We start from the raw sequence: 23,328 nt of genomic DNA, 5'->3' as shown, positions 1-23,328 counted from the left end.
ACACGGCAATGTCTGACCGCGCATCCTCTCCCTGTTGAGAGGGGAACAATCGTGTTCAATGAAAAAAAGGGGTCCTTCATGTTACATTAAAACAAGTAACGAAGGCTCATGGCCAGCAGATGAATGTCCGAATCATATTCGCCATTGGCAAAGGCTCCGTAGTGGTTGGTCGATTTGGTCCTGTCTTCCTGAAGCTGGTAGGCATAAGCCATCGATAAACCCACCTTGCCGAACCTGGCCTCGCCGCCCAGGCAGAACAGATGAACGTCGGAATCCGGGATGGACGGGTCGAAGGTCGTGTCGGGAACGGGATTTTGACCGTACAAATAGCCTGCATGGATGGCATACCTGCTGTTGATCCGGTATTTTCCCCCTGCATTGAAGGCGAAGGTGCTGCGCCAATTTCTCGGCGAGACGGCAAGGGTCTGTCCTGCGCCTTCGATCTTCAATTGGTCGAAGGATGACCAGTCCTCCCAGCGCAGACCCACTTCCAGGATCAGCCTGTCCGTGGGCTTATAGGCAATGCCGACGGCTACCTGCTGGGGAAGGGTAAGCGTGGTTTCGCCACTGATATCCTCCGGCAGAATGCTCATCGAAAGAGTGCCGTCAACATCGATCGTCACCTTGCTGCGATACGATACGCCTATGGAAAGGGTGTCTGTAGCATGCAGCAGGAGGCCCAGGTTGTATCCAAGTCCGTTTCCCGACCCTTCAAATTTCTGGTCGACATCAAAAGCGATATTCCTGCTTTGAAGGGTGGAATCCAGCAGGACGAAATCCAAACCGGCTGCGATCGAAAGTTTGGGTGTGATCCGCCAGGATACAACGGGATTGATGTTAAACGTGGTAAGCTCGGATTTTGTGGCTACATACCGGCCTTCCCAGCTTTCAGGCCATGTCGTGGCCAGGCCGAAAGGGTTGAAAACGCCGACGCCGGCGCTGAACGTCTCATTGAACCGGTGCGAGAGATAGAAGGTGCTCGGATAGAATACATCGTCCTGGGTCTCGGATTTTTTCCCGGTTGCGGCGCTTGTGAACTCCCGATCGGCAAAAATCAGGGTCGTTCCGACCTCGACCTGTGTTCCCGGAAGATCGTTCAGGAGTGCCGGATTGTAGAAAATCGCTTCGGGAGAGTCGGAGTGGGCGATAACGGCGGCCCCCTGTCCAAGAGCGGACGCCCCCTGGGTAAAGATGCCGAAGCCTGAGCCGAACGATAAGGAAGGGAGGGACGTCAGCGCAGCAATCGCAAAATAGAGTATGACACGGAAGCTTAGTTTCGTATGTTTCATTCCCGGGCTCCTGGTTAATCAAGTTTCAAATAATAATCAATAATTATGCCACTGAACAAAATAAATTCTTTCCGGAGCGCATTTTTCAGCAAATAATGTGTCAGGCCCGGGTTGTAAGAGGGGATAGAAAAGCAGGAGGGCTTATAGATCAAGGTCTATAAGCCCTCCTGCTTTTCCCGATGCGCCGGCGGAATTCGAATCTGTGATGATTGGACGCACGGCGTTGTTGCCATCCGCTTTTCCCCCGCACCTGAAATGGTTTGGGCGGAGCCTAGCTCAGGTTGTGTTCTTTCGCCCACGCGAGAACATCAATGGGGCTGTCCAGGACTGTCACACCCGCGGCCTTGAGCGCTCCCTGCTTTCCAGAAACGGTTCCCGAGGCTCCCCGGACGATCGCGCCTGCGTGCCCCATCCTCTTCCCCTGAGGCGACTGCCGCCCGGCGATGTAGGCTGCAACGGGCTTGGTCATCCTTCTCGCGATGAAACCGGCCGCTTTCTCTTCCTGCTCTCCGCCGACCTCGCCGACCACGATCACGGCGTCTGTTCCTTCGTCCTCCTCGAAGAGTTCGAGGATATCGGCCAGGTTTCTCAGAACCACGGGATCTGCACCCATACCGACCACGGTGCTCTGTCCCACGTTTCCCTCCGAGAGGATGCCGGCGAACTCATAGGAAAGGGTCCCGCTTCGCGATATAATGCCGACCCTCCCCGGTGCGAACATGGAAGCCGGCATGATGCCCATTTTCCCCTTTCCGGGGACGAGAATTCCCGGGGTGGTCGGACCCAGTGCGAAGACGCCCCTGTCGAGGGCATAGCTCCGCATTTTCATGACATCCCGGACAGGGATGTGTTCCGGGACAATAACGATGAGTTTGATCCCGGCATCGATGGTTTCCATGAAGGCGTCCAGGACAAAGGCGGCCGGGACGAAAAACACGGAGGCGTTGGCCCCGGTCTCCTTGACGGCCTCCTGCACGCTGTTGAAGACGGGAAGCCCCTCTACAATGGTGCCGCCCTTGCCGGGAGTAACCCCGCCCACAACCTTTGTTCCGTATTCAAGCATCCAGTGAGCCTGTGCCTTGCCGATTCGTCCGGTAATGCCCTGCACAAGAACGCGTGTTGAATCGTTGATCAGTATGCTCATTTTCAACCTCTCCCCACCAGTTCATACAAGCGATCAATCGCTTTTTCAGTTGCCGCCTCCGTCACCACGTGGATGCCTGCGGAGCGGAAGATCTCCCAGGTTTCTTCCTGGCGGTTGCCAAGCGCCTTGGCGACAATGGGGATCTTGACGTTATGCTCATTGATATAGCGAACGACCCCTTTGGCGCCTTCGTGGATCGGATTGATCCCGCCGTACACGTTGATGAAGACGGCCCGGATGCCCGGTTTCATCATGATGAGTTCCATGCATCGATAGAGTAGATCGGCCGTAATGCCCCCGCCGGTTTCCAGGAAATTGGCGGGCTTCATCCTTTCGCCGATGATGTCCATGGAGGCCATTCCCAGTCCGGCGCCGGAAGAAATCAGTCCGATATCTCCGTCCAGGTCCACATAGGTGACGCCGATTTCTCTGCCGCGGCGTTCGAGGGGATTTTCGATCCGTTCGATGCGGTCGGGAAGGGGGAATCGCACCCGTGACAGGGCCGAGTCGTCTATCTCCAGAACCGCATCCACGGCGATCAATCCGCCATTGGGGAGGACAACCAGTGGATTGATCTCGCAGATCAGGGACTCATGGCTCATGGCGATGTGGTACAGTTGCCCGATAACGTCCGTCCAGGAGGTGAGGAGCTGCTGGCTGACCCCGATTCTCGACAGGAGGGTGCGGGCCTGATAGGGATAAAATTCCAGGGAGGAGTCGACATGAAAGGAGGCGATCTTGTCCGGCGAGGACCTCGCCGTTTCTTCGATCCGCACACCGCCTTCCGTGCTCGCCACGATCACCGGCTTGCCGGAATACCCGTCAACGGTAATGCCCACATAGAGTTCCCTGGCGATCTCCACTTTCTCGCAGACGAGAAGTTTCAGGACGGGCAGCCCCTTCACATCGGAGGAAAGCAGGGACTCGGCGACCTCCTTGAGTTCATCCGGCGAAGAGGCGGTCCTGATGCCGCCTGCGAGACCGCGGCCTCCAACGAGAACCTGGGCCTTCAAAATAACGGGGTATCCTATCTCGCCTGCCACATGGAGCGCCTCGTGCATCGTGGAAGCAACGCCGCGGCGGGGAACGGGGATCCCGTTCTGCTCAAAAATATCCAAAGCCTCGTATTCATGTAGTCTCATAACGGTTTACATCCTTACGAAAATGAATGATTGCGGAAGGAGATTCTCCCTTTCGCAGTGCGCAAACATAAAATCGATGCGCCAATATGTCAATCGAAATAACTTCACTTTAAATCACAATTTTGAATTAATTTTTAATCCATATTAAAAATAAAAATTTGATTGCATAATTGATTTGATTAAGCTAAATAAGCCGCATGATCACCGATAAGAAAATAACGCGAAAAAAACAATCGGAAGACAGTGCCCAGATCGCCTATCAGGGGATCAGGCATATGTTGTACACCAAGGAACTCGTCCCCGGTCAGCGGATCCTGTACCGTGACCTTGCGGAAAAGCTGAAGCTGAGCCCGACGCCTGTCATTCAAGCTCTCAAGTGGCTGGAGCTGCAGGGATTCGTTCAGCATGAACCCCATCGCGGCTATTCCATGGCGCCCTTCAGCCTTAAGGAGATTGAAGAACTTTACGAGATTCGTGAATTGATCGAACCGTCCCTTGTCCCTGCGGCCATTGAACAGATCGACAAGAAGGGACTTGCCGAGCTGAAGGCGGCACTCGAAGCCCATCTTGCTGCGGAAAGGGAATCCTATCTCAAGGAAAGGCTTTTTAAAAACAGGGAGTTTCACATGACTCTCGCCTATCTTTCCGGAAAAACCACCCAGGTCCGCATCCTTCAAAACGTCTTTGATATGCTGTTCCTGAAATACGGCGGCAATTACTTCCCTATCTCTTCGCTGTCATCCAGCGACCAGGCCCACCAGGAAATTTATGACGCCGTGGCGCTGCGGAGCCTGGAGCGGGCGCAGTCCGTCCTCAAAAATCATCTGACCAATGTAAAAATTCAGGTCATGACGAGCATCCGGAAGATTCTGGAAGAGCAGGAGCGGACGGAATTCTGAGTCCTCTCACCGTGAGCTGTACAAGAAAAAAAGGCAGGGTCCAAAAGGGCCCTGCCTTTTTTGATCGGTGAATCGAACGGACCAGTGGTTCGGCATCGGATGAGCTTTTTCTTGACACGGCCCTGAAGGACGGCTAAAAAGGCCTTTGAGCTCTCGTTTTCCAGAAATTCGGCGCAGCAGCCGTTTCGGAAATGCTGGACCAGAGCAATCCTATGGAGGTAACCGATGAGATCCTACGTTGTCTTTTCATTCATGGGCTCGGATCGTCAGGGGCTGGCACGGCAGATAGCGGAATTTTTCACGGCTCGGGGGATCAATATCGAGAGGTCCCGCGGCTGCGTTCTGGGAGGGGAGTTCGGCATGATCATCCTCACCTCGGGCAGCACCGATGCCATCGAGCGGCTTATCAAGGACCTGGACAGCCTGCGCGAGAAGACGGATCTGGATATCCATGTCCGGAAGACCAAGGCACCTCTCCACCGGGAGGTTACCCCGTTCATTCCCTACAGGCTTATTGCCACCTCCGTGGACCGGCCCGGGATCATCAACCAGATCTGCAGAGTCCTTCAAGGCCGGGGAATCAATATTGACGATATTTCAACGAATGTTGACAACAACCCCGTTACGGGGGCCAACGTCTTTCAGATGGTATGCTTCTTCTCCCTGCCGCCTGCCGTGAAGATCCTGGATCTGAAGAACGACCTCAACCGCATCGGCGATGAATCCAATATTGATATCCGGTTCGAAGCGCTGATCTGCAGGTAAACCCATGACCCGTTACAACATTCAAAAGGCGGCGCATGTAAAAAAACCCATTGCGGAGGTTGCCGCCTCTATCGGACTTGAAGAAGACGACCTGGAATACTACGGGCGGTACAAGGCGAAAGTAAGGCTGGAAGCGATTTCACGTTTTTCGCGGCGTTCTGAATCAGCCCTTGTTCTCGTGTCGGCCATGACGCCGACGCCGGCGGGCGAAGGGAAAACGACCGTGTCCATCGGGCTCGCCCAGGCGCTGGCCAGGCTTGGAAAATCGACCATTGCCGCGCTCCGGGAACCGTCGCTGGGGCCCGTTTTCGGCATGAAGGGTGGAGCGACGGGTGGAGGGCTCTCCCGAATCCATCCAGACGATGATATCAATCTCCATTTCACCAATGACTTTCATGCGGTAGCGAGCGCACACAATCTGCTGTCCGCCCTGGTGGACAACTCCATCTACCATGACAACCCCCTGAACATCGATCCTCGGAAGATAACCTGGCGTCGTGTTCTCGACATGAACGACCGCTTTCTCAGGGATATCGTTGTCGGCCTTGGCGGTTCAATAAACGGCGTCCCACGGGAAACGGGCTTTGACATCGTCCCCTCCAGTGAGATCATGGCGATTCTATGTCTTTCACGCTCCTATACGGAACTGAAGGAAAAAATCCGGAAGATCCTAGTCGGATTCACCTATGACAACCAGCCGGTCATGACCGCCGATCTGAAAGTCGAGGGGGCCGTTACAGCGCTTCTGAAATATGCCCTCCTGCCGAACCTGGTCCAGACAACGGAGAATGTCCCGGCCATCGTTCATGGCGGTCCTTTTGCCAACATCGCCCAGGGGACGAACAGCATCATCGGAACCGACCTGGCGCTCCGCCTGGCCGATTATGTCGTGACCGAGGCGGGCTTTGGCTTCGATCTGGGAGCGGAGAAGTTTTTTGATATCGTCGCCCCTTACGGGGGATTAAATCCGCGCATCGTCGTTCTCGTGGCAACGGTGCGGGCCTTGAAATACCACGCAGGCATCGCCAGAGAGGACCTCGATCGGCCCAATCCGCGGGCGGCCGTCCTGGGCATGGCGAACCTCAGGAAGCATTATCAAAACATTGACAAGTTTCACGTCCCCTGCATTATCGCCCTGAACCGCTTTTCTACCGATGCGGACGAGGAAATCAGAGAGGTTCTCAAAGCGGCGGAGGACGAGGGGATGAACATCGCACCCTGCGACATCTTTCGCCTGGGAGGTGAGGGCGGTGTTGAACTCGCGGAAAAGACGGTGGCCCTTCTGGCGGGTTCCACCGGTCACTATCGTCCATTGTACAACTGGAACCTGCCCGTGGAAGACAAGATCTTCACCGTGGCCAGCGAGATCTACGGCGCCGTTTCGATCGATTACCAGCCCCTGGCCCGGCGCAACCTGGATCTGATCAACCGGTACGGCTTCGATAAGCTTCCCGTCTGCATCGCTAAAACCCAGCAGTCCCTCTCAGACAACCCGAATCTCCTGGGCCTTCCCCGTGACTTCATCGTGACGGTGCGAGAGATCAAGATCTCCTCCGGGGCCGGATTCCTCATTCCCATCACCGGTGAAATTCTCCGAATGCCCGGCCTGTCCAAACACCCCGCCGCCTATTCGATTGATATCGACGACTCGGGCGTTATCAGCGGTGTCAGCAATCCCGGCGACATGGCACCTCTTCTCTGAGACCTTTCCTTTGAGCGGTCGTGAAATAAGAAATGTCTTGAAAAAATTTTCATTAAATGTTAGTCGACTGACACCCGCTTTTTTATGAAGCAATCTCAAATGTTTTGTTTAACTCATCCGGGCGGGGCAGGCCAGAGTTGAATAAGAACGTATTGCTGCAGATTTGGTAAAGAGACCACCTTTGACTCCTGATGTCCTCAGGAAGCGGAGGTGGTTTTTTTGTTTGTCTGCTTCAATATGATTAGTGAAATAAAAAAAGGAGGGTACGGCTTTGGCAGAGGGAAAAGTGAAATGGTTCAATGACAAGAAGGGGTTTGGGTTTATTGAAAATGATGAGGGGGGCGACATATTCGTCCACTTCAGCGCAATCCAGGGAGGAGGCTGGAAGACGTTGACCGAAAGCCAGCGGGTCCGTTTTGAAATTCAGCAGGGCCAGAAGGGGCCCAGCGCAGTAAATGTGGAACTGATCTGAAAAAAACAAGGTCAGGCACAAGGAGGCATTTTTATCAAGCATAACGTACCAAGGAAAGGTAAAAATGCTTGACAAGTAAGTTCTGAAAAGATAAACGGAGAAGTCGTTTTTTTCAAATCAGCAGGGCATCTCACGGCTCCCTTATTTGAAACGTGCACAATTCAAATAAGGGGGTTTTTTGTTTTTATATGTCCCCACGTGTTAAAAAAACAGCAATAGAAAGCATCAAGAAGGATTTTCACAATGAAGCATGACATCCGGCAAGTAAGGAACATCGGAATCAGCGCCCACATCGATTCCGGAAAAACAACCCTGACCGAGAGGATTCTCTTTTATACGAAACGCATTCATGCCATGCATGATGTGAAGGGGAAGGACGGCGTGGGAGCCACCATGGATTCCATGGAACTGGAGCGGGAGCGGGGAATTACCATCTCTTCCGCGGCAACGTTCTGCACCTGGAAAAATCATGAAATCAACATTATCGATACTCCGGGGCACGTGGATTTCACCATCGAGGTGGAGCGGGCCCTGCGTGTCCTCGATGGGGCGATTCTGGTCCTGTGTGCCGTAGGCGGCGTCCAGTCCCAGTCCATTACCGTCGATGCCCAGATGAAGCGCTATAACGTCCCCTGTGTGGCCTTCATTAACAAATGCGACCGGAGCGGCGCCAATCCGGCCCGCGTCGTGGAGCAATTGAGGACACGCCTCGGGCACTCGGCCATCCTCATGCAGCTTCCTCTCGGTTTGGAAGCCAACTTCCAGGGTGTGGTCGACCTGGTCTCCATGAAGGCTTATTATTTTGACGGACCCGGTGGTGAGATCGTTCGAGAGGAAGCGGTTCCCGATGCGATCCTGGCCGAGGCGACGGCCAGGAGGGAAGAACTTATTGACACCGTTTCGCTGTTTTCAGATGTCCTGACGGAAGCCGTTCTGGAGGGGAGGGACATCTCCCCGGAAATGATCCGGGAGGCCGTGCGCCAGGGAACGGTGAATCGCAAAATCACGCCGGTCTTTTTGGGGTCGGCCTATAAGAACAAGGGGGTGCAGCTTCTTCTGGATGCGGTGACCCAGTACCTGCCCTGTCCGGAGGAAATCGAAAATACGGCTCTGGATCTGGCGAACGGCGAAACGCCGGTCCGGCTGACGAGCAACCCTGAAGATCCCGTGGTGGCGCTGGCCTTCAAACTGGAGGACGGGCACTACGGCCAGTTGACCTACATCCGCGTCTATCAGGGAACGCTGACCCGTGGCGAGACGGTCGTCAACGCCCGGGACGGGAAAAAACTTCGGATCGGCCGACTGGTTCGCATGCATGCCGACCAGATGGAGGATATCGAGTGCATCCCTGCCGGTTATATCGGCGCCCTCTTCGGTCTGGAGTGCCAATCGGGGGACACCTTCGCCTCGCCGGGGCTGAATTGGGCCATGACGTCCATGTTCGTTCCCGAGCCGGTCATTTCACTGGCCATTGTTCCCAAAGACAAGAAGTCCATGGTGAACATGTCCAAGGCCTTGAACCGGTTTACCAAGGAAGATCCGACCTTTCGAACCCATCTCGACGCGGAGACCTCCGAAACGATCATCGAGGGGATGGGAGAGCTGCACCTGGAGGTCTATGTGGAGAGAATCCGGCGCGAATACTCGGCGGAGGTCACCACGGGCAATCCCAGGGTGGCTTATCGGGAAACCATCACCCAGAAGGCTGCGTTCAATTACACCCACCGCAAGCAGACGGGGGGATCCGGTCAGTATGGCCGGGTAGCCGGGTATATCGAACCTCTGGCGGAAGAGGAATTCCTCTTTGAGAACAAAATAACCGGTGGCGCAATCCCGACTCAGTTCATCCCCGCCTGCGAAAAGGGCTTCCGGATGAGCATGGGCAAGGGTCCGAAAATGGAATTTCCCGTGACGGGCGTGAGGGTGGTGATCGATGACGGCGCGTTCCATGCCGTGGATTCCTCCGACATGGCCTTCCAGGCTGCCGCAAGAGGCGCTTTCCGGGAAGCCTATCTGCGGGCCAAGCCTGTCGTTCTCGAACCGATCATGAAGGTTGTCGTGGAAACTCCTCCGGAATACCAGGGCGCGGTCATGGGGCTTTTGAACCAGCGCAGGGGAATGATCGTGGGCACACAGGATGAAGGATCGTCCTGCGTGATCGAGGCTCAGACGCCGCTGGCGGAAATGTTCGGTTTTGCGACGGTCATACGCTCCGCCACCCAGGGCAAGGCCCAGTTCACCATGGAATTTTCCGCCTATAAGCAGGTGCCTCAGAGCATTGCCGAGAAGATTGCGGAAGAGGTGGCCAAGCGAAAGAAAAGTGCGGCGTAGGGTCGGAACTCATGGTCATTGATTTGAAAAAGAGAAAGGAACTTCTTTTGAGCGAGAGGGTGATAAAATCGGAATCGGAGTCCTGGCGGGAAGCCTGGGAAGAGGAAATCAGCAGCCGGCTTCCGGCGGGCGCATTCGGCGCCGTTCTGGCAAGGGCGGGAATGGGGAAGACCGCTTTTCTCGTTCAGATGGCACTCAGTTCGATGCTGGGTGGGGAAGGAGTTCTCCATGTCAGTCTTCATGAACCCATCTCCAAGGTCACCCTCTGGTACCGGGAACTCTTTGAAAAGAAGTTCATCCGGAAACCGCCGCGGAGTTCGCGGATGCTCTGGGAAACGATTCTGCCCCACCGGTTCATCATGACCTTCCGGGTGGATCGCTTCAGTATCCCGAACCTGGAAGAACGCCTGAACGATCTGATCGTCCAGGGAATTTTTTCCCCCCGGATTCTGCTCATCGACGGGTGGCAGACGAACCACATCGGCGAAGCCGAGATTCTGGAGCTGAAAACCTTCGCCCGGGCCCACAACCTCCAGGTCTGGTTGTCGGTTCACGTGCATCGCCATGATGCCGAAGCGGGCGACCCCCTTCCGGCGTTTTTGAAAAAATCGGAAGAATTGTTTGACATTATTCTGCAAATGGAAGATCGTGGCCAGGAAATTCTGATCGATCCGCATAGAGACGCCACGGGCAGTCTGAAGTCCTGGCGAATGAAGATGGATCCGGTGACTCTGCTGATTACAGCCGGAAGGGCGCGGGATCCCGTCAAAAAGGTTGGTTAGGGGTCTTTTGTTTCGGCAGCGGGTCGATTTCAGAGGCTATTTCTATTCACAGAGGTTCAGGTTATGATCGAAGTTACGGAAAAGGCAGCTGAGAAAATCAAGGAATTTATACAGAGCCAGAAAGGGCCCGGCACGATCCGAATTCTTCTGCAGGACGAGGGGAGTAAACGCCCCTTTCTTCGCATGTTTTATGACCAGCCTGCAGAGGGCGATGCATTCATTACAGAGCAGGAGATCACCTTTGCCATAGAGAAAGATCTCCTTGAAATGGCCAAGCCGATCCGGATTGATTACGCGGAAATTGACGAGAAGCAGGTGGGGTTTCAGATCGTCTCCCGTCTGCCCATGGTCGGCTACAGGAGGCGTTGAAAAGGGGTTTCGCTGGCGGGGGGCCTTACGAACCCTTCTCCGGGTGGGAAGGATGGCAACGTGCACCCACGGTGAAGTCAGGAGGGGCTGTCCTGCAAAGGCGGCCGAAAATCGTCGGCTCCCATTACGCCGGCTTTCTAAGGGACTTCCGGACCCGCTCCGCAATCCGGTGAACCTGCCGCATGATTTCCTCTTCATTCAGGGACAGGAGCTTTCGGTCTTTCATGACCATGTTCCCGGCAATGAAAACGGTCTTCACATCGGAGCCGTTGACGGCATAAACGAGATGTGAATAGGGATTGTACATGGGGGTCAGGTGTGGGCGGTTCAGGTCGATCAGAATAAGATCCGCTTTTTTCCCGGCTTTCAGGCAACCTGTGACATCTCCCATTCCCAGAACGCGCGCCCCCTGCCGGGTGGCCATGGCCACAACGGTTTCCGCGGGCATCAGGGTCGGATCCAGGTGGCGCACCTTTTCGAGCTTGGCCGCCGTATCCATCTCCTGGAACATGTCCAGGCTGTTGTTGCTGGCACATCCATCGGTACCCAGCCCAACACAGACGCCCTCCTGGATCATCCTGGCGACGGGGGCAAATCCGGAAGCGAGCTTCATGTTGCTTTCCGGATTATAGACGACTTTGCACCCGGAGTCTCTGAAGATCCGGATCTCCTTCTCCTCCAGACAGACGCAATGAAAGGCGATAAGCCGCTCGTTGAGGCAGCCGAGTTCCTCAAGGTACGAAACGGCTTCCTGCCCGAGCTGTTTTTGAAGCTGCTTCTTTTCGGAAAGATTCTCCAGAAGATGAAGGGCGAGGGGAACCTGAAACTCCTCGGCCAGGTCCCTGGCCTGGAGGAGAAGCGTCCGGGAGCAGGTGTACAGGGAATGAGGCTCCACGGCGACCCGGATCAGCGGATCGCCGGACCATCGCTCCAGGAGCTTCCGTGTGTAGGCCAGGCCTTCCGAAGGCGTTTTGGCATTCGGGGAGGGAAAGTCAAAAAGGACCTCTCCCAGAAGACAGCGCATTCCAGCCGTGCGCGCAGCCTTTGCCGTCTCCTCTTCGAAAATGTACATATCACAGAACGTAGTCGTCCCTGACTTGATCATTTCCGCACAGGCCAGCAGACTACCCCACCAGGCCAGTTCCTCATCCACATTTCTGGACTCGGCAGGAAAAATATAGTTGGTAAGCCAGTCCATCAGGTGCATGTCGTCGGCAATGCCCCGGAAACAGGTCATGGCGGCGTGGGTGTGGCTGTTGATCAACCCCGGCATGATGAGGGTATCCGTTCCGTCGATCAGGTTGGGGCTGGTGAACTTCCGCCGGAAATCCTCCTCCGCTCCAATGGCGGTGATGGAGTCTCCGACAATGGCGAGCGCTCCGTTCTCGATCACGGTCATGGCTTCGTCCAGACAGAGAATCGTTCCGCCCAGGATCAGCCCATCCACCGTTTCAAGTCTCGCGCCGTCTTCCATGGTGACCTTCAACTCCTATGGAGAGCAGGAGGGATCTTCAAGGGAGCATGTTTCATTTGCAGCTGCCTCGAAAAGGTCCGTTCCCTGGAAAAAGTAATAGTCGTAAAGATAGCGGGCTATCTGGGCCATGGCCTGTTCCTGCTGGGTGATACTTCGATTGGATGTTTTGATGAAGATGGCCAGGGCGACATGGCCCGCTTCGCCGGGCAGGGTCAGAATGGCCGCATCGTTCACCATGGACGGGCCGATCGTACCGGTCTTGTTGGCCACCTTCATTCCGGGAGGGATCAGGTCCTTGATCCTGGAATTTCCCGTCTGGCAGCGTTCCATGATCCCCAGAAGCACGGAGGTGGTTTCCGGCTGAAGGGCCGTTCCATCGTATACCATGGCCAGGAGGCTCGTCATGGCGTCGGGGGACGCCGTGTCCCGGCGGTCGGTGTGGAAGCGGCTCTGCGCCCTTTTCAGCGTATCCGCCGGGACGCTGTCCCGCAGCCTGTTGTATTTTTGAAGCTGGAAGGCCTCCGGTGAGGGGAGATCCGAAATGCCGCGCCAGTCGGCCAGCATATTGAGCGTGGGGCGGCTGACGTCCATTTCCTGTATGCCCAGGCTTTTCATGGCCGCGGTGACGGCTGCCGGTCCGCCGGCGAGCTTCAGTATGGCATCGCTCGCCGTATTGTCGCTGATCAGGAGCATCAGCTCCAGAAGTTCCCGAACCGAATAGGACTCATCCTTTTTTTTAAAGGTCTTGATGAGCCTGCCGCTGCCCGGGTGAATATCGCCGCTGCGCAGGGTGACGGTTGAATTCAGGCGGACCTCACCGCGATCCACCCGGCGGAGCAGCTGAACGGCTATGGGGATCTTGTAAACGCTCGCCATGGGAAACCGCTCCCCCCCGTTGAAGGAAAACGATCGTCCCGATTCAATGTGGAGGGCGCTCACTCCTACGGTTCCTCCCGCCAGCGCGGCCAGGCGCTTCACCTCCTGCTCCAGGCGCAGTTGAGCCCGTTCCGGTTCAGGGCCGGGCCGAGGAGCCGCTGTCGATTTGGATCGTTCCTGGAGCTGAGGCTGCATGGCGGCCGCTGCCGGCGTATCGAGTTTTTCCCGCGTTTTCGCATCGCTTGCCGATGCCGGGACATGTCCGGCCTCCAACGGGACGGTCCCGACTACCGGGGGACAGGCCTCGGAAGGCGGGCACTGCGTTTTGCAGACAGTGCAGGAAACCGTCGATACGGAAATAACAGCCAGAAAGACAAAATATTTGAGGAAATGTAATGTGATCATTGTCCTAAACCTGCCAGGTGTGGATTGGCAACACCGGGATCCGGGTTCGTGCGGGATTGGATGCGTCCCTTGTGATGCGGCCGGCCATTGAAGGTGAAAAGGCCGCGGCCGGGAAGCCTGTCCCTTCCGGAAAAAAAGAAAAACCCCCCCTGTTGATGACGAGGTCGAATGTTGAAGGCAGTTATTGCGAGATTCGAGACGGGTCAAACATCATGGATTTCACGAAACTGCGGGCAGATCTCCGATGATCCCGGCTGGTACTTCCGGCACACCGATGGTCTTGTTTCATAAATGGAGCAGGCATAGTGACTGCCGTCCCACATCAGAAAAGAGCATCCGTGCAGGTAATGTCCGTCCAGCGATGAAACCAGGTGATCCCCGACCCACATGGCGTGCTCATGCTCGATGATGTGAAGAACGTCATCCCTGCCTTCCCTCTTCCATCGCTCGAGATCCTCGTCCGTCACATAGCAGTTTACGTTGGCCAGGCAGCAGGTGCCGCACTGTTTGCAGATGATCTGCACTGTCGATTCCATAGTTCTCTCCTTGGATCCGTTTTCCCGGACAGGCGAGAACCGTGCAGAATTGCATTCCGAAACACGATGACGTTTTTTTGAGAACACCAGGGCATCACGGATGGCCAACGCCCATCCGGGGAGTTGATATGACAGGAACAGACAGAGCGCCTCCCAACATCTCTGACGTTTGATCTCCTTGTCTCACAAGTTTCCGGACTCGTCAAGCCCTATGGCAGATCTTTTTACACGGAACAATCCGGCATGATCAGCAAACCAGGGAAGGGGATTCATCAGAGGTATTCCGGTCGGGATCATGCGCGGACCGGACCTTATAGCCGATTTCCGTCGCAGGATCGAATCAGGATGTCACAGGATGACGCACAGGTTCAGGCCGTCATTGACAAGACTTCTAAAAACAGGAATACTTCATAAAAGGCGGATCTCAGGACATGCGCATCAGCTTCCCCAAAGACCGTCTTCTATGGTGAAAGGATGAAGATACAGGGCTGCAGACGGCCGGCGAAAGAGATCTCCCTGGAGGGTACGCGGGATTCATGAGAGAGCGTTGCGAGGAAAAGAAGGAATGGGCGTCTTCCCGGACCTTTCAGGTCACGGGACTGGACTGCGCGGACTGCGCCGCCAAACTGGAGAAGGCGGTCAGGAGGGTCCCCGGAGTCGTTTCCGCTGCGGTCGCCTTTCCTCAGGGACGGCTCAGTGTGCACCTTGATGAGGCGGGTCTCGAGGATGAAATCATCCTCCGGAAGGTAAGGGCGCTCGGGTACGATGCGACGGCAGAGGAGAGAGGCGCCTTTGAAGGGCGGGAATCCACCTTTCGAATCTTCGGATTGGACTGTGTGGACTGCGCCGCCAGGCTCGAAAAGGGAATCCGCGGGATCCCCGGCGTGGAAAGGGCGGATGTGGATTTCAGCTCTTCGAAGGCGCATGTGGTTCATCGGGGGCCTGTTTCGGACATCCTGGCTACCCTGGAAAGGATGGGGTATCCCGGACGCATTGACCAGCCGTTGAAGAGCCGCGAGGCGTTGCCCTTCTGGAAAACCAACATCTATATCCTGCCGACGGCCGTTTCCCTCGTCATGCTGATGTCGGGTTTTATTTCGGGAATTGCAGGTGCGCCGGGCGGCACAGCCACGGCCTTCTTTGCAGCCGGAATCGCTCTGGGCGGTTTTCTGCCGCTGCGAAACGGGATATCGGTGCTGGTCAACGCCCGCGAACTGGACATGAACGTCCTGATGATGACCGCTGTCATCGGCGCTGCGGCCCTTCGCCAGTTTGAGGAAGCGGCGACGGTGGTCTTTCTCTTCTCCCTGGGAAACGCCCTGCAGGGGTATACACTGGACAAAACCAGGAACGCCATCCGCTCCCTGATGGACCTGTCCCCTGCTGAAGCCCTGATCCGCCGCAGGGGGGCCGAAACAACCCTCCCGCTGGAAGAGATCCGGATCGGTGATGTGATGATCATCCGCCCCGGGGAAAGGATCGCCATGGATGGGCTGGTGGCGGCAGGAGTCTCCACGGTGAACCAGGCGCCGATTACCGGCGAATCTCTACCCGTGGAAAAAGCCGTGGGCGACGAGGTCTTTGCCGGAACCATCAACGAGCGGGGGGCCCTGGAAGTCCATGTCACCCGATCGGCAGGGGACAACACCCTGTCGCGGATCATCGGGATGGTTGAAAGGGCGCAGGCGCGGCGGGCCCCTTCCCAGCAGTTGATCGAAAAGTTCGCCCGGTTTTATACCCCTGCGGTTCTCGTTGGCGCTTTTCTCGTCGCAACTCTCCCGACCTTGGTTTTCGGGGAGCCCTTCTCCAAGTGGTTCTATGAGGCCATGGCGATGCTGCTGGTCGCCTGCCCCTGCGCTCTGGTGATTTCCACCCCTGTTTCCGTCGTCTCCGCCATCGGCAGCGCTGCGAGAAGGGGCGTTCTGATCAAAGGGGGCGCTTATCTTGAAGAGATGGGGTCCCTGACCGTGATGGCCTTTGACAAGACGGGAACCCTGACCGCCGGAAAACCCCGGGTGACCGATGTCCTTCCGGCCGCCGGCCATTCCGAAGAGGAGATTCTGGCCATCGCGGCGGCCATTGAATGCCGTTCCGAACATCCCCTGGGCGAGGCGATTTACCGGAATGCCCGGGAAAAAGGCCTCAGCATACCGTCGATGACCGATTTTGATTCCGTTCCCGGCCGGGGCGCCGTGGGAACGGTGGATGGAACATCCTATTCCATCGGCAACGCCCGGTTTTTTCTGGAGAGAGGCTGGGATCTCGAAGAGATGGAAAAGGGTATCGCCGGGCTCCAGAACGAAGGAAAGACGGTTGTGATCCTTGGCGAAGGGGCCAGCATCCTGGGCCTGATCGCCGTGGCGGACGTATTGAGGGAGAACAGCCGACAGGCTCTGGAGGATCTTCGGAAGATCGGAATTCGAAAAACGATCATGCTGACGGGAGACCATGAGAGCACGGCCAGGGTCGTGGCCGCCCAGGCCGGGGTGGATGAGTTCCGGGCCGATCTGCTTCCTGAGGACAAGATGGAGGCCATGAACGATCTGCTGGCCCGATACCGGAAAGTGGCCATGGTGGGAGATGGAGTAAACGATGCGCCCGCCATGGCCGTCTCCACGGTGGGAATCGCCATGGGAACGGCCGGAACCGACGCCGCCCTTGAAACCGCGGATATCGCCCTGATGGCGGACGACCTGACGAAGCTATCCTACGCGGTGGAATTGAGCCGACGGACCCTGCGCATCATAAAACAGAACATTTTTGCCGCACTGGTCATCAAAGGGGCGATCCTTCTCCTGGTTTTTCCCGGATGGCTGACCCTCTGGCTGGCGGTGGTGGGCGATATGGGAAGCTCCCTCCTGGTGACCCTCAACGCCATGAGGCTGCTTCGGGACGGGCGTCGGGAAGAAAGGCGCTGAAGAGCCATTCCACTCCGTTCCCCCCGCCGGGAGAAATTCAATCGATTGGAGAGGCTGATATCTCAGGCTTTTGCCTTCCCTTTTCTGGCATCGATGTCGCCGGGATAGACCATGGCATCCTGGCCCCGCTCCCGGGTCCGGACACGAATCGCCTCGTCCACGGGATAGATAAAAATGAGGCCGTCTCCCGGCTCACCCGTATGAGCCGAATGGAGGATGGCATCGATCGCCGCTTCCAGGTTACGGTCGCTTAAAACGATGTTGACCTGGATCTTGGGAAGCAAATTGACCTGATAAGTCCCTGCCCGGCCGACCAGCTTTATTCCCCCCTGGCGGCCCTGTCCCCGGACTTCGAACATGTTCAATCCAACGATGCCGATTTCGGACAGGGCCGCCTTGACGTCGTTTACTTTATCTTCACGGATAATGGCTTCGATTTTTCTCAGCATGCTGATCTCTCCAGGTTCAAGAAATAGGGTTATGGATCTCCTCGAAGTGAAACATAGGCGTTACGAATAGGAGCGTTCCCCGTGGGAACTGATGTCCAGGCCGACTTCTTCGGCCATGGGGGATACGCGCAGCCCGATGCTGGCGTGAAGGATCCTGGCCAGCAGGTAGGTCATTCCGAAGGAAAAGACGATGGTGACGACAACGGCCAGAAGCTGAACGCCGATCTGTTCCGGATTTCCGAAGAATAGGCCGTTCCGGCCGTCCACGTTCACGGCAACGGTAGCGAACAGTCCGGTAGCGATCATCCCCCAGGTGCTGGCCATACCGTGGCAGGCCCACACATCCAGGGACTCGTCGAGTCTGCGCCGGTCCCGGAAGCGCATGGCGTAATAGGACAGGGGGGCGGCCACGGCCCCCACGGCGATGGAGGCCAGCGGTGTGATATAGCCGGAAGCCGGCGTAACCGCCGCAAGCCCGACGACCATCCCCGTTACGATTCCCAGGGTGCTTGGCCTCCCGTCCAGCCAGGAAAGAAACATCCAGACGAGACCGGCGGTTGCCGCCGATGTGTTCGTCGTAAGCAGGGCGTTGACGGCCACACCATTGGCCGCCAGGGCGCTGCCGGCGTTGAAGCCGAACCACCCCACCCACAGCAGTCCAGCCCCCAGGACCGTCAGGGGAATATTGTTGGGTTCCAGGGAGCCGTTGCCGAATCCCTTGCGGGGTCCGATGACGATGGCAAAGGCCAGTGCCGAAAAGCCGGCGGCAATGTGAACCACCGTCCCTCCGGCGAAGTCCAGAACGCCCATGGTTTTCAGCCAGCCGCCCTGGCCCCAGACCCAGTGACACAGGGGGTCATAGATCAGAGTGGCCCACAGCAGGCTGAAGAGCAGAAAGCTCTTGAACTTGATCCGCTCCACGAAGGCGCCGGTAATCAGAGCCGGGGTAATGACGGCAAACATCATTTGAAAAGCGGCAAACAGCCCGTGGGGGATGGTTTTGCAGTAATCGTCGTTGGGCTGGGCGCCGACTCCCAGAAAGCCGACAAAATCAAGCCCCCCGATCAGCCCGTTGATATCCGGGCCAAAGGCGAGGGAATAGCCGAAAACGATCCACTGCAGACCGATGAGAGACAGAAATATGTAACTGAGGGTCAGCGTGGAAAGAACATTTTTTCTGCGGACCATCCCCCCGTAAAAAAAGGCGAGGGCCGGCGTCATCAACAGCACCAGGGAGCAACAAACCAGGATCCAGGCCGTATCGCCGGCATTGATCGTACTGAGCATCATAAACCTCCGTCTGTGTAAATGGCTCCCCATCATGGCAATAATCCTTCCACAGGAAAATATCCTGTAATATCGTTGGAATGATCCATTGTGATCCCGGGAGAACGTAACGGAATTGTGACAATTCCAGGAGCATTCAACATAATTGTCCCATTCGTAAGCGCTTTTTGTTGATCTGGGACCGCGCAGCCCTGAATCCCGGGTGCGTTTAATCGTTGCATCCGAAGATCTTTACCCTTATGGTAAGGGATCTTTGTAAGAATGAGGCATGGTGAGGGGGAAATCATCCTTCCGGCGGCACATCATCCTTGGTCGTTCCGGCTGAAGGGAAGGAGAGCAGCAGATATGAAAAAAATCGCTGGTTGGATCCTGTTGATCGTTTTAGCGGCGGGACTTTATGCCGCGGTCGCTCCGTATCTTACGCTGTACATGATCAAGAGCGGCGTTGAGCAGTCCGATCCGGAGAAAATTTCAAAATACGTGGATTTTCCGGCCTTGAGAGCAAACCTCAAGGCACAGCTCCATTCTCATATTCAAAGTGGAGAAACGCCCTCTTCAAGCGAAAACCCCGTCGCCAAAGCGGCGAACAGGCTGGTCTCCAAAATGGCGAATGACGCGGTTGACTCCCTGGTAACGCCCGCCGGCCTGAAAACGCTCGTTCAGGGGGAGCAGCGGAGAGAACGTTCAACCCGGGATTCTTCTCCGGGGGCGGGGGAATCAAAGGGCGGAGTTCTAAAGAATGCCTCCTGCCGTTACGAGAACCTCGACACGTTTTCCGTGACGACAAAAGACGACAAAAACAGGGAAATCCGGTTGATCCTGTCGCGCAGCGGACTGTCGTGGAAGCTCAGCAATATCATCCTGCCTTGAAACGGATGAGTTGCCCGGGATACGCAACAGAACCCTTTAATAAATTGACTCAGCCTGACGGGAGACATTTTTTGTTCGGGAGGAATTTGTGGCCATTAACCGTAAAGATGTCATCTATTTTGTTCTGACAGACCGGTTTCATGGGGTCGAGAACCCAAGGCCGGAGCTTCGGGAGAAGATCGACAAGTCCAATCCGCAGTGTTATCATGGCGGAAATTTTGACGGGATTGTTGAAAAAATTCCCTACCTGAAGAAGCTGGGAATAACGGCTTTGTGGATCACGCCGGTTTACCGGCAGATTGATCTCGAACATTCCCATGGGTATCACGGATATTGGGCGCTGGATTTCAACGCCGTCAACCCGTTCCTTTACATCGACAACGGCCGTTACCCCGAGGGGAGCAAGTGCTATCTCAAGGATCTCGTCGACCGGCTTCACGCCAGCGGAATCAAGGTCATTCTGGATATCGTCGTCAATCATACGGGATATCGGCATCCCGGCATCAACGGCTCTTCCGGCAATCCCACCCCCATCGGACCCTCCTGGTTCAACAGGATGAACATCAGCCTGGAATCCAGCGTAACGGAGGGGCAGTTGTCGGGCCTTCCGGACATGGACCTGGATTCTCCCGATGTGTGCGATTATCATGCGCAGAGCATTCTTTCCTGGATACGGGAAACGGGAATCGACGGAATCCGCATGGACACGGTCAGGCATGTGGAGCGAAACTTCTGGACCTACTTCAAGACGCAGGTCAAGGGTCAGTTTCCCGAAGTGACCCTCCTGGGTGAAGTCCTCGTTTTTGATATCGACGCCCTGTCCCAGTACCAGAAATTCGACGCCATCGACCAGCTCTTCGATTTTCCGCTGCAGCAGGCCATGACAAATGTCTTCGTCTACGATCATGCCATGACCGATTTCGTTTCTCCCTACAATCTCGGTACAGGCATCCTGGAGCGCGACCTGTCCTACACCAACCACAACCAGCTTGTGACCCTTCTGGACAATCATGACCTCAGCGCGAGGTTCATGACGAGCATCCTTGATGCTCAGATGGGCGACTATCGCAAGGCGACGGATGTCATGAAACTCTCCCTGACTTTTCTGTTCGCCATACGGGGCATCCCGCAGATTTACTACGGAACGGAATTGGGCCTTGAAGGCCGTTCAGATCCCGATAATCGGAGGGACTTCCCCTGGGGGAAACTGGATAAGGACTATGAGGTGAAGGAAGCCTATCCCTTCGAAAAGGAAATCTACGACCATACCCGGAACATGATCCGGATTCGACGGACAAACGACGCCCTCTCAGCCGGCCATTTCGTCTGCCTGTATGTGGACTATTTTCTGCTGGTTTTCCTGAGATACATCGGCGAAAACATCATCATCGCCGGATTTCACAACGGATGGCTGGACATGCCGTCGGATATCGCCGTCGATATCGGAAACAATCCGAATCTGCCTCGGAGAATCAAGGAGAAACTGGCGGATGCCCATTTGGTATCTCTGCTGGGCGGTCCTTCCTATTCCATCCGTGAGGGGCGGCTGAGCCTCCTGCTGGGCGGAAAGTCCGGGGTCATTCTGACGCCGGCTGAGGAGTAGCCGGCTTCCTTTCCCGTGGCCAGAGGGGGCCGGACTTCGATAGATGTCCGGAGCCAGCGGCAGACATGCCGCCGGGCATGCAGGCTCCGTAAAGGGACGGCGGAGACAGTCCGTTGCAGCCCGGGCGGCTGCGGAACCAGAAATGCTCTATTGACACTTCAACGTGAACCCGATAAGTTGCAGGGCAATGACCAACGGTCGGAATGTCCCTCGGGTGTTGCCTCCAGCCGGAGAAAGGAAGAGAGCGCTTTCCTGCCTGAAGAGCCGAGTGAGGGAGAGAAGCCGGGAGAATCCAGGAGATCGGAAGGATCGCGAAACGCCGTGGCATTGGCGCGGAGACCGGCGGCTCCAGAGGGGATCTCATCGGGGATATTCAGAAAAAAACACCATTCTTTAAGCGAATGAACAGAGGTTCTACCAAGTTTTCGGACGTCCGGATGTCGCAGCCCCCGTGGGGAAGTTCTTTCGGGACGATTTTGCGCCGTACGGTTCCTTTCCCCCTTTTTTTCCTTCGGCGCAGACTCTTCGGCCAGAGGATTCCCCTTCTGGCCAGCTTCAAAGTAACCTATCGCTGCAATCTCTCCTGTCTTGGCTGTCCGTTTCATCGCAGGGCCGAAGAAGAGCGGGCCAGCATGAGCCGGGAGACGGCCCTGGCCTGCCTGGATGCCCTGAAGCGTTTCGGGGCACTGATCGTCGTCTTTGAAGGAGGGGAGCCGCTCCTGTGGCGGGATGGCAGCTACAGCTTCCATGACCTGGTGGAATACGCCCGGCGGCTCTTTGCCCGTGTCGCCGTAACCACCAACGGGACCGTTGCGCTGGATGTTCCGGCGGACGTTCTGTGGGTCAGCGTGGACGGCTTGAAGGAAGCCCATGACCGCCTCCGTTCCGGCTCTTTCGACAGAGTCTGGTCGAATCTTCGCGCCTCGCGACATCCGCGCCTCTTCGTCCATTTCACGATCAACCGCGAGAACCGGAATGATATCCGGCCGCTGCTGAATCAATTGAGGGAGATACCGGCCTTCCGCGGCATGACGCTGCAGCTCTTCTACCCTTACGGCCAGGGAGAAGCGCCCCTGGCCTTGTCCGACAAAGAGCGGAAGGAAACCCTGGAGGAGGTGATCGCACTGAAGAGGCAGGGATTTCCCATCCTCAACTCCCCCGGCCGCCTGAGGGCCATGATCCGGAACAGCTGGCGCTGCCACGATGATATCCTCATCAATGTCGATCCCGACGGCACCATTACAAAGGGCTGCTATGTCAAGAGCCGGGGTCGGATCAATTGTCGAGAGTGCGGTTTTTCTCCCGTCTCGGAAGCGTCCGGCGCCCTGGACCTTCACCCGGGATCGCTGAAGGCGGGATGGTCGATTTTTCTGAAATGAGCCGCGTCCACCAGGAGGAAAATCCATGGCTGAACATTCCAACCCCCCGAAAAAGAACGGCAAGGCCCCGGAAGAGGGATTTCCCCACACCCTCTATGTTCCAGAGGAACAGTTGTTCGAGCGCATTCCCCTGTGCCGATATCTCGGGGATCTGTCCGAACTCTTCGAAACGGATGAACCGGAGGACAGGGCCGTGAACGATGAGGAAAAAGGGGAGGGATCTTGAAGGGGGAGCAGCGTCCATGCGCGGCCTGAATCTCTATGTAAGCAACCGCATGGAAATCCTCGCGGAAAAGCTGGCCGACGTGGTGGACAGGCCGCTTGTCTCGCCGCTGACGCCGGAGATCATTGTCGTTGAGAGCAGGGGAATGGAGCGGTTGCTTTCCATGTAGCTGGCCACTTACCATGGGATCTGCGCCGATGTCCTTTTTTCCTTCCCAAGACATAGCATTGCCCAGTTATTTAAAGCGGTCCTGCCGGAAAGGAAAGCGAAGACTTTTTTTGATCCGGAGACGGCTGCCTGAAGGATTTTCCATCTGCTGCCTTCCTCTTCTTCACTGCCCCGTTTCGAGCTCCAATCGCTGGGTACAGCGAACACAAATTGGATTCTTGCTTAACACATCAAAAACGATATAA

General features: G+C 56.2%; 20 protein-coding genes and 1 pseudogene. 13 read left to right on the top strand and 8 right to left on the bottom strand.

Features of this window, described 5'->3' with window-relative positions; translation table 11 throughout:
• Positions 1–86: 86 nt before the first annotated feature.
• The 3 genes from AB3175_RS07920 to AB3175_RS07910 all read right to left on the bottom strand — a co-directional run bounded on the left by AB3175_RS07920 (position 87) and on the right by AB3175_RS07910 (position 3,575).
• Positions 87–1,289, bottom strand: coding sequence for an OmpP1/FadL family transporter (locus AB3175_RS07920; RefSeq protein ID WP_367360403.1), 1,203 nt, complete (start codon positions 1,287–1,289; stop codon positions 87–89).
• A 271-nt stretch (positions 1,290–1,560) separates the two neighbouring features.
• On the bottom strand, positions 1,561–2,433 hold the full coding sequence (gene sucD / locus AB3175_RS07915) for a succinate--CoA ligase subunit alpha (RefSeq protein WP_367360402.1): 873 nt from the start codon (positions 2,431–2,433) through the stop codon (positions 1,561–1,563).
• Positions 2,434–2,435: 2 nt separating this feature from the next.
• Complete coding sequence (locus AB3175_RS07910; protein ID WP_367360401.1) at positions 2,436–3,575, bottom strand: succinate--CoA ligase subunit beta; 1,140 nt, start codon at positions 3,573–3,575, stop codon at positions 2,436–2,438.
• Positions 3,576–3,772: 197 nt separating this feature from the next.
• On the opposite strand from AB3175_RS07910, the gene AB3175_RS07905 reads away from it, so the two are divergent.
• The 7 genes from AB3175_RS07905 to AB3175_RS07875 all read left to right on the top strand — a co-directional run bounded on the left by AB3175_RS07905 (position 3,773) and on the right by AB3175_RS07875 (position 10,895).
• Positions 3,773–4,474, top strand: a complete 702-nt coding sequence (locus tag AB3175_RS07905; RefSeq protein WP_367360400.1) for a GntR family transcriptional regulator — start codon at positions 3,773–3,775, stop codon at positions 4,472–4,474.
• 225 nt (positions 4,475–4,699) lie between these two features.
• Positions 4,700–5,239, top strand: coding sequence for a glycine cleavage system protein R (locus AB3175_RS07900; RefSeq protein WP_367360399.1), 540 nt, complete (start codon positions 4,700–4,702; stop codon positions 5,237–5,239).
• Between the two features lie 4 nt (positions 5,240–5,243).
• Positions 5,244–6,941, top strand: coding sequence for a formate--tetrahydrofolate ligase (locus AB3175_RS07895; RefSeq protein WP_367360398.1), 1,698 nt, complete (start codon positions 5,244–5,246; stop codon positions 6,939–6,941).
• Between the two features lie 271 nt (positions 6,942–7,212).
• On the top strand, positions 7,213–7,413 hold the full coding sequence (locus tag AB3175_RS07890) for a cold-shock protein (RefSeq protein WP_367360397.1): 201 nt from the start codon (positions 7,213–7,215) through the stop codon (positions 7,411–7,413).
• Positions 7,414–7,656: 243 nt separating this feature from the next.
• A complete protein-coding gene (gene fusA, locus AB3175_RS07885; RefSeq protein ID WP_367360396.1) occupies positions 7,657–9,744 on the top strand; it encodes an elongation factor G in 2,088 nt (695 codons plus the stop codon).
• A gap of 11 nt (positions 9,745–9,755) precedes the next feature.
• Positions 9,756–10,526, top strand: coding sequence for a cytoplasmic protein (locus AB3175_RS07880; protein ID WP_367360395.1), 771 nt, complete (start codon positions 9,756–9,758; stop codon positions 10,524–10,526).
• A 63-nt stretch (positions 10,527–10,589) separates the two neighbouring features.
• Positions 10,590–10,895, top strand: coding sequence for a HesB-like (seleno)protein (locus AB3175_RS07875; protein WP_367360394.1), 306 nt, complete (start codon positions 10,590–10,592; stop codon positions 10,893–10,895).
• A gap of 124 nt (positions 10,896–11,019) precedes the next feature.
• Here the strand turns inward: AB3175_RS07875 and AB3175_RS07870 are convergent, their stop codons facing one another.
• The 3 genes from AB3175_RS07870 to AB3175_RS07860 form a co-directional block, all read right to left on the bottom strand.
• The gene (locus tag AB3175_RS07870; protein ID WP_367360393.1) at positions 11,020–12,369 is read right to left on the bottom strand and encodes an amidohydrolase family protein; all 1,350 of its coding nucleotides are present in this window, start codon (positions 12,367–12,369) and stop codon (positions 11,020–11,022) included.
• Between the two features lie 15 nt (positions 12,370–12,384).
• On the bottom strand, positions 12,385–13,650 hold the full coding sequence (bla, locus tag AB3175_RS07865) for a class A beta-lactamase (protein WP_367360392.1): 1,266 nt from the start codon (positions 13,648–13,650) through the stop codon (positions 12,385–12,387).
• Positions 13,651–13,853: 203 nt separating this feature from the next.
• The gene (locus AB3175_RS07860; RefSeq protein ID WP_367360391.1) at positions 13,854–14,186 is read right to left on the bottom strand and encodes a YkgJ family cysteine cluster protein; all 333 of its coding nucleotides are present in this window, start codon (positions 14,184–14,186) and stop codon (positions 13,854–13,856) included.
• A 536-nt stretch (positions 14,187–14,722) separates the two neighbouring features.
• On the opposite strand from AB3175_RS07860, the gene AB3175_RS07855 reads away from it, so the two are divergent.
• Entirely contained in the window at positions 14,723–17,104 is a 2,382-nt protein-coding gene (locus AB3175_RS07855) for a heavy metal translocating P-type ATPase (RefSeq protein WP_367360390.1), read from the top strand.
• A gap of 62 nt (positions 17,105–17,166) precedes the next feature.
• On the opposite strand, the gene AB3175_RS07850 is transcribed toward AB3175_RS07855, so the two are convergent.
• Together AB3175_RS07850 and AB3175_RS07845 are read right to left on the bottom strand one after the other, a co-directional pair.
• Positions 17,167–17,553: a P-II family nitrogen regulator gene (locus tag AB3175_RS07850; RefSeq protein ID WP_367360389.1), complete on the bottom strand. Its 387-nt coding sequence runs from the start codon at positions 17,551–17,553 to the stop codon at positions 17,167–17,169.
• 60 nt (positions 17,554–17,613) lie between these two features.
• Positions 17,614–18,840, bottom strand: a complete 1,227-nt coding sequence (locus AB3175_RS07845) for an ammonium transporter (protein ID WP_367360467.1) — start codon at positions 18,838–18,840, stop codon at positions 17,614–17,616.
• A gap of 345 nt (positions 18,841–19,185) precedes the next feature.
• On the opposite strand from AB3175_RS07845, the gene AB3175_RS07840 reads away from it, so the two are divergent.
• The 5 genes and pseudogenes from AB3175_RS07840 (at position 19,186) to AB3175_RS07820 (ending at position 23,216) form a co-directional block, all read left to right on the top strand.
• The gene (locus AB3175_RS07840) at positions 19,186–19,710 is read left to right on the top strand and encodes a DUF2939 domain-containing protein (protein WP_367360388.1); all 525 of its coding nucleotides are present in this window, start codon (positions 19,186–19,188) and stop codon (positions 19,708–19,710) included.
• 88 nt (positions 19,711–19,798) lie between these two features.
• Entirely contained in the window at positions 19,799–21,313 is a 1,515-nt protein-coding gene (locus AB3175_RS07835; protein ID WP_367360387.1) for an alpha-amylase family glycosyl hydrolase, read from the top strand.
• 437 nt (positions 21,314–21,750) lie between these two features.
• Positions 21,751–22,692, top strand: a complete 942-nt coding sequence (locus AB3175_RS07830; RefSeq protein WP_367360386.1) for a radical SAM protein — start codon at positions 21,751–21,753, stop codon at positions 22,690–22,692.
• Positions 22,693–22,717: 25 nt separating this feature from the next.
• Entirely contained in the window at positions 22,718–22,918 is a 201-nt protein-coding gene (locus AB3175_RS07825) for a hypothetical protein (RefSeq protein ID WP_367360385.1), read from the top strand.
• Positions 22,893–23,216, top strand: a pseudogene (locus AB3175_RS07820) (exodeoxyribonuclease V subunit gamma). Before AB3175_RS07825 ends, AB3175_RS07820 begins: the two are co-directional and overlap by 26 nt.
• Positions 23,217–23,328 lie beyond the last annotated feature (112 nt).

Source organism: Syntrophus sp. (in: bacteria) (assembly GCF_040768185.1).
GTDB lineage: Bacteria > Desulfobacterota > Syntrophia > Syntrophales > Syntrophaceae > Syntrophus > Syntrophus buswellii.
This window is presented reverse-complemented; position numbering and strand designations above follow the sequence as displayed.